This is a genomic window from Salipaludibacillus sp. HK11 (assembly GCF_047795645.1).
Lineage (GTDB): Bacteria > Bacillota > Bacilli > Bacillales > Salisediminibacteriaceae > Salipaludibacillus.
The window spans coordinates 1,773,327-1,786,082 of record NZ_CP181045.1 but is presented as its reverse complement, the minus strand read 5'-3'; the positions used below and the strand labels follow the sequence as shown (position 1 = coordinate 1,786,082).

Below are 12,756 nucleotides of genomic sequence, written 5' to 3'. Positions count from 1 at the left end.
TGAGATTTATGATTTTTAAAACAGGCTATTGAGAATGAAAGAGGGATTTATAAATGATACCGTTAAAAAAACTTGTCGATCTCTTACCTGCGTATAATTATATTGGGGAAGAAGATCCTTTAATTGAAAGTTTGGAAATGGACTCGCGTGAAATTAAAAAAGGGAGCTTATTCTTTTGTGTTCCAGGATACACAGTTGATGGCCACGATTTTGCAGAGCAAGCAGTGCAAATGGGGGCCGTGGCATTAGTCGTAGAAAAAGAGTTACCTGTAAATGTACCGATGATTAAAGTGAGAGATGTGAAGCGAACAATGGCGATTTTGTCTGCTCATTTTTATCAACTACCAAGTTCTAAAATGCATATGATTGGTGTGACAGGTACAAATGGGAAAACAACAACGACCCATCTTATTCATAAAATATTATCAGATTATCAAGTGGAGACAGCGATTATTGGAACGATGTATATGAAATATAAAGGAAAAGAAGTTAAAGTAAAAAATACAACTCCAGAGTCTCTCGTTCTTCAGAAAGAATTTTCTGCTATGTATAATGAAGGTGTAAAGGCAGTGGCAATGGAGGTTTCTTCTCATGCGCTTGAATTGGGGAGAGTGCATGGAACGGGCTTCAATATTGGCGTATTTACAAATCTTTCGCAAGATCACTTAGACTATCATGTAACGATGGAGAGGTATGGGCAAGCAAAAGGCTTGCTATTCTCACAGTTAGGTAGTAGTTATGATAAGTCAGAGCAAAACGTTGCTATTCTAAATATGGATGATTCGTTTTTCAATAAATTAGAAATAATGACTGCTGTTCCAATTCTCACATATGGGATAGACAGCCAAGCTGATTTTCGTGCAACGGAAGTAAATATTCATGAAAATGGCGCTAATTTCACACTTGATTTTGCTGGTGTAAACTATGACATTGATTTACAACTTACTGGAAGGTTCTCTGTTTATAATGCGTTAGCAGCAATAGCTACCGCTTATGCTTCGGGTGTTCCACTAGCTTCCATCCAAGCAAGTCTAGCGCAAATCCCAGGAGTTTCGGGGAGGTTTGAAAAAGTTGATATTGATGCCCCTTTTCATGTTATTGTAGATTATGCACACACGCCTGACAGTCTAAAAAATGTGTTGGAAACAATTAGGGAGTTTGCTAAAGGGAAAGTATCTGTCATTATTGGATGCGGTGGAGATCGTGATCGTTCTAAACGACCGAAAATGGCTTCAATCGCTGAGGAATTAGCAGATTTTGTCTATTTAACTTCCGATAATCCGCGCTCTGAAGATCCGCTATCGATCATTCGTGAAATGGAAACTGGGATGACAAAAGAAAACTATCAAGTCATTGAAAACAGAAAGTCCGCTATTTTCGCTGCAATACAACATGCGGAAGAAAATGAAGTGATTTTAATTGCGGGAAAGGGACATGAGACGTATCAAATCATTGGCAACGACACGTATGAATTTGATGATAGAACGGTAGCAATGGAAGCAGCAAAGGAGTTGAACTGACATGAATGGACATATCGATAGTCAACTCATAAAATCTGTATGTAATCAGATCGACGGAGCATTCACAATTACATTTTCTGCTAAAGGTGTTTGTTTGGATACGAATAGATTAAAACCTGGAGAGATATTTGTACCAATAAAAGGCCAACACTATGACGGTCACCACTTTATTGAGACGGCGATTGAAAATGGTGCGATTGCAACTTTTTGGCAGAAAGAAGAAACGCTCCCGAAGACTGTTCCTAAAGATTTTCCTGTTTTTTATGTTGATGATTCGTTGGATGCCGTTATACAAATGGCTGACCAATATCTATTTGAAATCGATCCGGTAACAATTGCTATTACTGGGGATTATTCAAGGTTTGTTACTAAAACGTTATTGGAAAAAGTTTTAGCCTCTTCGTATAATATTCACGAATCCAAACGGCATTCTGGAGATCGAACAGAAATTATTGAAACGATATTATCGATGCCACCGGAGACAGATGCTTTAATATGTGATTTATCCTCTAATTCAAAGGATTCTTTAATAAGTTCAAGTAAACTATTACAACCTAGTTTTGCAATCATCTCCGAGTCGGATGACTTTTCTAAGTATGGTGCTATTTCAAGTGCAATTGAACAAGGGATGAAACGGAGCGGAACTATATTTATTAATGGCGACCTCTCGATTTATGATGGGGATTGGAAAGCGGACGTAATGAAATACGGAATAAATGAAGAAAATCTTTTTCAAGTGCATAAGATTGAAAAAAGCGATGAAATCGTCACATTTCAGATCCCTGGAGTTTTATTCATGGATTTTGAACTTCCAGTTTTGTTTAGTAACCATCTCAAATCAGTTGCAGCAGTGATTGGAATGGCGATACATTTAGGGATAGATGCAGAAAAAATATATTCGGCATTAAAAAAGACTAGCCTAGAAGAACTTTCATTAGATCAAATTGGAATGGCGAATGAATCGGTCGTTTTATTTGATCATGATTATGTAGAAGAAAGTGATGTGGAATATTCTTTAGGAATGTTGAAACATTTGCATGATTTCAAACGACGCGTATTAATCGTCGATGAAGGCTTTCAGGCAAACCCGTTAGATAAGACGTTACATGAAACCTTCGCTATTCACATTAATGCTCCGATTACAGATGTGATAACAATAGGGGAGAAGGCTTTTTGGGTGACCGAGGCATTAAATAGATCTGCTGATGATAAACTTAATAGCAAGCACTTCAAAAATCATGCGCAAGCAATGGAGATATTTAAAGAGTTACTTCAATCATCAAGTTTGATATTATACAGGGGTGCGAATCGAAAGTTGTTAGAACAAATGATTCACGAATTGAACAGGCGGTAGAAAGGAGTTCCTTTCATGTTGGAACAAGGATTATTATTTACTCTATTATTATCATTTTTATTATCGGTGTTTTTATTACCGATCTTCATTCCGTTTTTAAGAAGGTTGAAATTCGGTCAAAGTATTCGCGAGGAAGGGCCGAAATCTCACCAGAAAAAAACAGGGACACCAACTATGGGAGGAATCGTGATTATTATCTCGATCGTCCTTTCCGCGACAGTTATGGCTGCTCAATTTCAAACAATTGGGGTCGAAGTAGCTTTACTACTATTAGTCATGGTTGGGTTTGGGTTGTTAGGTTTTTTAGACGATTATATCAAAGTAGTGAAAAAAAGAAACTTAGGTTTAACATCGAAACAGAAATTTTTAGGCCAAGTGGCGATTTCTGCGCTAGTCTATTTTATTCTTGTGCAAACAGGCGTGTCCACAGAGGTTCATGTTCCCGGTACGACGCTTTCAATTGAATTCGGGTGGTTTTACCTGCCATTAATCATTGTGATGCTTGTAGGGGCTAGTAACGCTGTGAACTTAACGGATGGACTAGATGGTCTTCTAGCAGGAACTGCGGCTGTCGCTTTTGGTGCTTTTGCAATTATTGCTTATTCCGTTGATTTGTTGACCGTCTCATTGTTTTCGATAGCTGTCGTAGGTGCAGTATTAGGTTTTCTTGTATTTAATGCCCATCCGGCAAAAGTATTTATGGGTGACACAGGTTCGTTAGCTTTAGGTGGAGGATTGGCAATGATTGCGATCCTAACAAAAATGGAATTATTATTAGTTGTCATCGGTGGCGTCTTTGTGATTGAAACTTTATCAGTAATTATTCAAGTGGCTTCGTTTAAAACGCGTGGGAAAAGAATTTTCAAGATGAGCCCACTTCACCACCATTATGAATTATCAGGATGGAGTGAATGGCGAGTTGTTGTGACATTTTGGCTTGTTGGAATTATATTTGCAATAACAGGTGTCTATTTAGAGGTGTGGATGTCATGAAGATGATTGATAAGTTCTATAAAAAAAATATATTAGTTTTAGGCTTGGCAAAAAGCGGGACAGAGGCAGCAAAATTGTTGCACTTACTTGGCGCTCAAGTGACAGTAAATGATCAAAAGCCTTATGAAGAAAACAGCCAAGCTCGGGAATTGGAAAAGCAAGGCATGACGGTTGTCTGTGGGTCCCATCCTAATGATCTCGTAAATGATTCTTTGGATTATCTAGTAAAAAATCCAGGAATAAGATATGATCATCCACTGATATTAGAAGCGTCTAAACGTGATATTCCGATTATTACAGAAGTTGAGTTGGCCTTTTTGATTTCTGAAGCGGATATGATCGGTATTACTGGTTCAAATGGAAAAACAACGACAACGACGTATATTGGCGACATGTTAAAAGGCGGCGAGAAAGAGCCTTTACTAGCGGGAAACATCGGTGAAGTAGCATGTGGTGTTGCTCAGAACGCTACGAACAAACACGAAATGGTAGTGGAATTATCCAGTTTTCAGTTAATGGGAATTGATACATTTTCTCCTAAAATTGCTGTTTTATTAAATTTTGTCGAGGCCCATCTAGATTATCATGGTTCAATGAAAGCTTATATTGAAGCGAAAATGAATGTTTTTAAGAATCAGACGGAGGAAGATTTTCTTATTTACAACATGGATGATCAGAAGGTGTCAGAGGTAGTAGAAAAAGGACGAGCTCGATTGATTCCATTTTCAACAAAACAAGTTGTGGCGAATGGTGCTTGTATTGTCGATGACTGGTTAACTGTTTTTGATGAAAAGTTGATTCATGTAAGTGAAATGTCCTTACCAGGAGAGCATAATATTGCAAATGGATTGGCAGCAGCAGCGGCTGCGTTATTAGCTGGTGCAAAAAAAGATCAAGTGTGTAACGTTTTACGGAACTTTGCTGGTGTTGCCCATCGCCTTCAATTTATTGGCGAATTAAACGGACGGAGATTTTTTAATAATTCCAAAGCTACGAACGTACCAGCGACGATTACAGCTTTAAAAGCATTTGAAGATCAGGTTGTACTCATTGCTGGTGGTTTGGACCGCGGACTTTCTTTTGATGAATTAATCCCCTTGTTATCTGAGCAAGTTTCAACAATGATTACATATGGTGAAACGAAGTTGAAATTGTCTGAAGCTGCGGAACAGGCGGGCGTGCCTCAGATTTTTTCTGTTGAGTCACTGGAAGAAGCGACGCATATGGCATATAAGAAGTCCGAAGCAAAAGATGTAATACTGTTATCACCTGCATGTGCGTCTTGGGATCAGTTTAAGACTTTCGAAGAACGAGGCGATATGTTTACGGAAACTTTCTATAAATTAAGTCAGTGAAAATAGTAGGCATGTTTGTCCTACTTTAACATAGGAATAGGTAATAGAAACCCTCTCTAGGGTGATGAAGAATCGAGGTGGATTCTATTGCCTAAAGTACGAACAACTCCTGACTTCTTGCTCGCTCTAGTCACTTTAATTCTTGTGATTATAGGATGTGTCATGGTTTATAGTGCAAGTGCCGTAATAGCAGAATATCGTTTCGAAGACGCTTATTTCTTTTTGAAAAGACAGCTTTTCTTTGTATTCGTTGGATTCATTGCTATGTTTTTGATGATGCAAGTAGATTATTGGCGATTGAAACGATTTGCCAATATCGTTTTGCTAATCTGTTTTGTTCTGCTCATCATTGTGCTGATTCCTGGTATTGGATTAGTTAGAGGTGGAGCGCAGAGTTGGCTTGGTGTTGGAGCTTTTTCTATACAACCATCGGAATTTATGAAGTTAGCCATGATTCTTTTTTTGGCTAAATACGTATCTGAAAAGCAAAAATACATCACGACATGGAGGCGTGGATTGATTCCAATCTTTTCATTAATCTTAGTCGCCTTTGGTTTAATAATGCTCCAACCAGATTTAGGGACCGGCGCTGTGATGGTATTTACTTGTGTCTTGTTAATTTTTGTTTCTGGAGCACAATTGTCCCATTTTTATTTTTTGGCATCATTAGGACTTGCTGGGTTAGCAGGCTTGATTATTTCTGCTCCTTATCGGCTCGAGAGAATTACTTCATTTTTGAATCCTTGGGAAGATCCACTAGGAAGTGGGTTTCAAATTATCCAGTCATTGTTTGCTATTGGACCTGGTGGGATTTTAGGATTAGGATTGGGGAATAGTCGTCAAAAATATTTCTATTTACCAGAACCTCAAACAGACTTTATTTTTGCGATTCTAGCTGAAGAATTAGGCTTTCTCGGTGGGGCCTTTGTACTTGCATGTTTTGCTATCTTGTTATGGCGAGGATTGAGAATAGCGATTCACGCACCAGATTTATATGGAACATTGTTTGCTACAGGTATCATTAGTATGATTGCGATCCAAGTAATGATTAATATTGGCGTTGTGATTGGTTTAATGCCAGTCACAGGAATAACTCTACCACTGCTAAGTTACGGAGGTTCATCATTAACACTTATGCTAACTACCATTGGAATATTGTTGAATATTAGTCGCCATATTCGATAGAAATAAAAGCATCAGCTCATTTCTTTAGGCACCTACTTAAAAGTAGGTGCTATTTTCAAGAAAAAGTCCAGTGTGAAATTCACTAAAATGAACGAGATATAATGGAAATTTAAAAAACTAAAGAATTCACTTAAAATTCCTTTTAAATTCGGTTAAACTAAGGTTATCACATTTTTACTCTAGTTTTATTTATTTACCCGTGTTTAATTGGACCATCAAGGAGGAAGAGTATGAGAATACTTGTATCTGGTGGAGGAACGGGAGGACATATTTATCCAGCCCTCGCATTAATTCGCCACTTAAAAAGTCAAGATAAATCAATTGAGTGCTTATATATTGGAACTGAAAATGGCCTTGAATCAAAAATAGTACCTAAAGAAGGTATTGCATTTGAGACGGTCAAAATTTCAGGTTTTAAACGAAAGGTATCAATAGATAATGTAAGAACAATTTTTCGTTTTTTAAATGCAGTGAGAAAATCAAAAAAATATATAAAGGAGTTTCAACCGGATGTTGTGATTGGAACTGGAGGATATGTATGTGGGCCCGTTGTCTATGCCGCGGCAAAAAGTAAAATACCTACTCTTATTCACGAACAAAATAGCGTTCCAGGTCTGACAAATAAGTTTTTAGCAAAATATGTCACAAAAGTAGCGGTTTCATTTCCTGATTCAGCTGAATTTTTTCCGAAAGAAAAGGTGGTTATGACGGGGAATCCGCGCGCTAGTGAAGTGGTGAAAAAAGAGTATAAAAATAGCGTGTCTCGCCTAAAAGAATTAGGGTTAGACCCTAGTAAAAAGACAGTACTTGTTGTTGGTGGAAGTCGCGGAGCAAAACCTATTAATGACGCGATTATGAACACACTTCATCATTGGAGCGAAAAAGAATATCAATGCTTATATGTCACGGGTGAGGCACATTATTCGAAGGTAAGAGAGCAGTTAGATCAAGAAGAAGTAGAGATTCGCAATATCGTATTCGTTCCTTACATTCACGATATGCCAGCTGTGTTAAACGAAGTCGATTTAATCGTTGCTCGCGCCGGTGCAACGACATTAGCGGAGATAACAGCCTTAGGACTGCCGTCTATTCTTATTCCGAGTCCTTATGTAACAAACAACCATCAAGAAAAAAATGCACGATCGCTTGAGAAAGCATTCGCTGCGAAAGTCATTCTTGAAAAAGAGTCTACTCCTGAAAAGTTAATGAATGAAATGGACAGTATTTTAAATAGTGAAAAAACATGGTTGGCGATGAAAGAAGGTGCCCTTCACTTAGGAAAACCCGATGCATCTGCAACAATTGAAAAGCTCATTAAAGAGGTGATACAACATGACTGAAACGGAAATCAATGAGCTAATAGCACAATTCAAAAAAAATGGAATTGATAATGTTATTCAGAATGAACCATTAAAAAATCATACAACTTGGAAAATTGGCGGTCCAGCTAAACTTTTTTTTGAACCGAGTTCTGTCAAAGAATTGCAAGAAGGACTAGCGGAAATAAAAAAGCGATCAATTCCTTGGTTTGCTCTAGGAAGAGGGTCGAATGTCCTTGTAGCTGATGAAGGTCTAGATGGTGTAGTTATCAAACTGGGAGATGGGCTTGCACAACTTGATCAACAAGATGAATTATTCACTGTTGGATCAGGCTATTCATTGATAAAATTAGCTACAATTGTCAGCAAGAAAGGGTATTCTGGGTTGGAGTTTGCCGGTGGTATTCCTGGTTCAGTTGGTGGGGCAGTATTTATGAATGCAGGGGCTCATAATGCAGATATATCTACGATCTTAACAAAAGCTCTTATTCTGATGCCTGATGGCGAGTTATATTGGATCAACCGTGATGATTTAGGATTTAATTACAGAACTTCCAATCTTCATCAAAATGGTGGTATTTGTATAGCAGCACAATTTTGTTTGGAAAAAGGAAATACGGTTGAAATTCGTAAAAGGTTACAAAAAAATAAAGCGTATCGTAAAAATACGCAACCATGGAATGATCCTTGTTGTGGTAGTGTTTTTCGCAATCCATTACCTTTGTACGCTGGGGAAATTATTGAAAACCTTGGTTTGAAAGGGGAAGCTGTTGGCGGAGCTCAGGTATCTGAGAAACATGCAAATTTTATTATTAATGCTGGAGGAGCAACAGCTAATGATGTCCTCACACTAATTAAGAAAATTCAAGACCTTGCACTGAATCGATATGGCGTCGAAATGAAAACAGAAGTAGAATACGTTGGCGAAAAGTGAAACGTAGGACAAATAGGGGACGTTTGATGTGAAAATGAAGGTAAATTATTCCTTTTCAACTTTTAGTTGAAATAGTTGTATGTTCGTTTGATCCCTTGTTATACAATGGAGGAAAGACTCATGAAAGAAAAAAAAGTTGTTGAAATAGAAGATAGGATTCCTAAGCTTAAAGAACGAAGAAAACAGAGAACAAATCGACGCTTGATCTTTTATGTTTCCATCTTTTTTACTTTAATGCTAATGATCATATATTTTCAAAGTTCATTTAGTAAAGTACAGCAAGTGAATGTCGAAGGAAATGGATTTGCATCCGATGATTGGGTTATAGAGCGGTCTGAGCTACTTGAAGAGGTGAGTATGTGGAATATAAACGAAAATGAAATGGTCGAAAGAATCTCTGAACATGAAGCCATTGACTTTATTGAAATTTCGAGAGAGTGGTTGAACACTGTGAATATAGCAGTTAACGAGTATGCACGTGTTGCCTATATCCATGATAGTGGGACATATTATCCCGTACTAGAAACAGGGGATATTTATCAGACTGATAACCATGAGACGTTCAACCCTCATGATGCGCCAGTCCTTCATGACTTTGAGAATGATGACATTAGAAGAACGATGGTTCATCAACTTGTCGGCACACAAACGGGGATTCGACACAGAATTTCGGATATTTTTCTAGACCCTGTTGAAAACGATCAACAACGATTGACGATACTAATGAACGACGGATTTGTTGTTAGTTCAACAGTAAATAATTTTGCTGATAGAATATCATCTTATCCTTCCGTAGTAGAACAGTTAGATCCAGAAGTAGCTGGCATCGTCCACATGCGTATGAACCCTTATTTTGAACGGTTTGATATGGATGAGGAGGAAGATGAAATTGAAAGTGAAGGGTAGTTACGTTATATTTTCTTTTGCATTGTTAGTGACGGGATTTTTAGCATCACTCAGTTATCAAAACGTAAAAGAGACTGACACGAAAAGCCTACTGACTGATTCGCAGTGGGAAGAGGAAGAAGAATTGAGAAATGAATTTCTCTTGGAGCAACAAGTGAATCGAGAACTTGCAGAGGATTTACGAGATGTACAAGCCCAAATTAAAATGATTGAAGAAGAGGTTTCAAACCAAGAGCGGACTTATTTTAATATGGTTGAAGACATTGATCGTCTGAGAATGGTTACCGGAGAAGTTGCCGTGAAAGGGGAAGGGATACATGTCACTCTGGCTGATGCCGAATATGAGCATGGTGATGAGGACCCGAATAATTATATTGTCCATGAACAACATATTCAGCAGGTTGTTGATGAATTATTAGTGGCGGGTGCAGAAGCAGTAGCTATTAACGGAGAGCGTATCAATCAGCAGACGTATATACAATGTATTGGACCAGTAATTGACATTGATGGAAATATCTCTTTTGCCCCATTTGAAATTTCGGCTATTGGGAATCAAGAAACACTAGATGAATCTTTGAATCTCATAGGTGGTGTAAAGGATCAATTGGTCAATGAAAACGTTCAGGTACGCATTCAAAAGAAGAATGAAATTATTTTAGATCCACGATTTAATGAAAGTGGAGAAGAATCATGAAGGGTAGCATGATAATATTTGCATGTCTCACTACTATCATTGCATTCATCATCGCGGTTCAGTTTCAATCTTTAAGTGATCCTAATTCTCGAGATACAAGAAACATGGGAGAACTTCGCCAAGCATTAATTTCGGAAAAAGAAACGAGACAGCAACTCCACGAAGAGCTAGATCGACAAATAGAAATTTTGAATCAGTTGGACGAAACAGAGGAAGTTGAGGAAGTCATGGGAGAAGTCATGGAGAAGTTGCAAGAACAAGCTGGCTTAACAGAAGTGAGTGGACCTGGAATTATCATTGAAGTGAATGTTGTATTTGATCAACACTACACAGGTGGTGGGATTAATTCAGTACCAGCTTATCTTCTTCGTTTGCTAGTTAATGAATTGAATATTCAGGGAGCCGAGCACATTGCGATTGGAAATCAACGGATTGTTGCAACTACAGCGATTCGAGAAGCCAACGGTCGAACTCTGGTGAACGGAAATTGGCTAAGTTATTTCCCACTTGAGATTAAGGTCATTGCAGATGATCCAGAATCGATACATCATGCGATGATGTCTTCCCAGTCAAGCGAGCTTTTTAGCTATGAATATTTAGGGTTTTCTTCTACACCTATGGACAATGTGACGATACCAGCAATAGATAAGAACTATCGTGTTCGATTCATGGAACCTGTACTGGAGGGGTCTTAGAATGTGGTTACCCCTTATAGGACTTTTGCTTGGACTTTTATTAGGTTTTTTTACTGATTTTCGTATCCCTGAAGAGTATTCTATTTATTTATCTATTATGGTTTTAGCGGGACTGGATTCATTGTTTGGAGGCGTTCGAGCTCACTTGCAAAGATCATTTGATGATAAGGTATTTATATCAGGTTTTTTCACAAATTTATTTTTGGCAATTAGTTTAGCTTTTCTCGGTGTTCATCTTGGTGTAGACTTGTATTTAGCGGCAATATTCGCATTTGGAGTTAGACTTTTTCACAATATCGGTATTATTCGACGTTTCCTATTAAGGAAATGGTCAAAAAAACAAGAATTATAGTATTTTCAATTGTAATTACTGTAATGATTTCTTGATTATTAAATAATTAAAAAGAGGGAATGAACAAAATTTGTTGAATACATTCCATAATGAACAAGAGCATTTTATTTTTAGAAATTTACTGTATGTTTTAAAGGAGGTGCCAGCCAATGAATAATCATGATACATATGTAACTCTAGATATCGGTACATCATCTGTTCGAGTCATAATAGGCGAAATGACAAATGGGTCATTAAATATTCTCGGAGTAGGAGAATCAAGTTCTGAAGGAATAAAAAAAGGATCGATTGTTGATATTGATGAAACGGTTCAATCTATCCGCAAAGCAGTGGAAAAAGCGGAAAGAATGATCGGAATGAGTATAGAGCATGTTATTGTAGGTGTGACTGGAAATCACATTAAGTTGCAACCGTGTCATGGAGTGGTTGCAGTATCAAGTGATGATAGAGAAATTGGAGACGAAGATATTACGAGAGTGATAGATGCGGCTCAAGTCATATCCGTTCCACCAGAAAGAGAAATAATCGATGTTATTCCTAAACAATTTATTGTCGATGGATTAGATGAAATCAACGATCCACGTGGAATGATTGGTGTTCGACTAGAAATGGAAGGTACGATTATTACAGGGTCGAAAACAATGTTACATAATTCACTTCGTTGTGTTGAAAAAGCAGGACTTCATGTATCAGATATCGTATTACAACCATTAGCAGCTGGTACAGTTGCTTTGTCAAAAGATGAGAGAAGCCTAGGTGTTGCCCTTGTAGATATGGGGGGAGGATCTACCACTGTATCTATATTTGAAGGTGGAATGTTGCAAGGTACGAGTCAAATTTCTGTAGGTGGAGATCATATTTCAAATGATATTTCGGTCGGATTTCGTACATCAACAGAAGAAGCTGAAGAAGTTAAGACATCTTTTGGACATGCATTTATTAACGATGCCTCCGATGAAGAAACTTTCCAAGTTTCGGAGATTGGCAGTGATCAAACGCAAGAATTCTCACAATGGCAGCTTGCGAACATTATTGAACCACGTTTAGAAGAAATGTTTGAAATTGTCTTAAAAGAAATTTACAAATTAGGATATCAAGATTTATCTGGAGGTTTTGTTCTTACAGGAGGAACAGCTAAAATGCCTGGTGTCCTTGAATTAGCAAGAGATGTTCTTAAGAAAAATGTTCGAGTAGCTTTTCCTGATTATATTGGTGTGCGGGAACCGCAATATACAAATGGTGTTGGACTTATTACGTTTGCACATCGAAATGTTCGAATTCAAGGGAAAGATATTAAAATCGGTTTAGAACCTAGTCGTGAAGGGAATTCAGAACCGCGGCATAGAGAAAAATCCAGACAGCAGAAAGAAGTCAAAAACAGTCTCGGAGTAAAAAAGAAAGTTACGAATATGTTTAAAACGTTTTTTGAATAACAAAAAACAACTTGTG

Annotated in this window: 12 protein-coding genes; all 12 read left to right on the top strand. The window is 37.7% G+C overall.

Going from position 1 to position 12,756, the window contains the following annotated elements; translation table 11 throughout:
- Window positions 1–56 precede the first annotated feature (56 nt).
- The 12 genes from ACM26V_RS08795 (at window position 57) to ftsA (ending at window position 12,740) form a co-directional block, all read left to right on the top strand.
- Window positions 57–1,520 carry a UDP-N-acetylmuramoyl-L-alanyl-D-glutamate--2,6-diaminopimelate ligase gene (locus ACM26V_RS08795; RefSeq protein ID WP_416151832.1) on the top strand — a complete coding sequence of 488 codons (1,464 nt, stop codon included), beginning with the start codon at window positions 57–59 and terminating at the stop codon, window positions 1,518–1,520.
- Window position 1,521: 1 nt separating this feature from the next.
- Window positions 1,522–2,874 (top strand): Mur ligase domain-containing protein, encoded by a 1,353-nt coding sequence (locus ACM26V_RS08790; protein ID WP_416151045.1) that lies wholly within the window; start codon window positions 1,522–1,524, stop codon window positions 2,872–2,874.
- A 15-nt stretch (window positions 2,875–2,889) separates the two neighbouring features.
- Entirely contained in the window at window positions 2,890–3,867 is a 978-nt protein-coding gene (mraY, locus tag ACM26V_RS08785) for a phospho-N-acetylmuramoyl-pentapeptide-transferase (RefSeq protein ID WP_416151044.1), read from the top strand.
- A complete protein-coding gene (murD, locus tag ACM26V_RS08780; protein WP_416151043.1) occupies window positions 3,864–5,222 on the top strand; it encodes a UDP-N-acetylmuramoyl-L-alanine--D-glutamate ligase in 1,359 nt (452 codons plus the stop codon). The genes mraY and murD overlap by 4 nt, the downstream gene beginning before the upstream one ends.
- A gap of 87 nt (window positions 5,223–5,309) precedes the next feature.
- Window positions 5,310–6,407: a stage V sporulation protein E gene (spoVE, locus tag ACM26V_RS08775; RefSeq protein WP_416151042.1), complete on the top strand. Its 1,098-nt coding sequence runs from the start codon at window positions 5,310–5,312 to the stop codon at window positions 6,405–6,407.
- A gap of 230 nt (window positions 6,408–6,637) precedes the next feature.
- A complete protein-coding gene (gene murG / locus ACM26V_RS08770) occupies window positions 6,638–7,747 on the top strand; it encodes an undecaprenyldiphospho-muramoylpentapeptide beta-N-acetylglucosaminyltransferase (protein WP_416151041.1) in 1,110 nt (369 codons plus the stop codon).
- Between the two features lie 7 nt (window positions 7,748–7,754).
- On the top strand, window positions 7,755–8,660 hold the full coding sequence (gene murB, locus ACM26V_RS08765) for a UDP-N-acetylmuramate dehydrogenase (protein WP_416151831.1): 906 nt from the start codon (window positions 7,755–7,757) through the stop codon (window positions 8,658–8,660).
- A 120-nt stretch (window positions 8,661–8,780) separates the two neighbouring features.
- Window positions 8,781–9,566, top strand: a complete 786-nt coding sequence (locus ACM26V_RS08760; RefSeq protein ID WP_416151040.1) for a cell division protein FtsQ/DivIB — start codon at window positions 8,781–8,783, stop codon at window positions 9,564–9,566.
- Complete coding sequence (locus tag ACM26V_RS08755) at window positions 9,544–10,260, top strand: DUF881 domain-containing protein (protein WP_416151039.1); 717 nt, start codon at window positions 9,544–9,546, stop codon at window positions 10,258–10,260. Before ACM26V_RS08760 ends, ACM26V_RS08755 begins: the two co-directional genes overlap by 23 nt.
- Window positions 10,257–10,955, top strand: coding sequence for a DUF881 domain-containing protein (locus ACM26V_RS08750; RefSeq protein WP_416151038.1), 699 nt, complete (start codon window positions 10,257–10,259; stop codon window positions 10,953–10,955). Before ACM26V_RS08755 ends, ACM26V_RS08750 begins: the two co-directional genes overlap by 4 nt.
- 1 nt (window position 10,956) lies before the next feature.
- The gene (locus ACM26V_RS08745; protein WP_416151037.1) at window positions 10,957–11,307 is read left to right on the top strand and encodes a small basic family protein; all 351 of its coding nucleotides are present in this window, start codon (window positions 10,957–10,959) and stop codon (window positions 11,305–11,307) included.
- Between the two features lie 149 nt (window positions 11,308–11,456).
- Window positions 11,457–12,740: a cell division protein FtsA gene (ftsA, locus tag ACM26V_RS08740; RefSeq protein ID WP_416151036.1), complete on the top strand. Its 1,284-nt coding sequence runs from the start codon at window positions 11,457–11,459 to the stop codon at window positions 12,738–12,740.
- The last annotated feature ends 16 nt before the right edge of the window (window positions 12,741–12,756 follow it).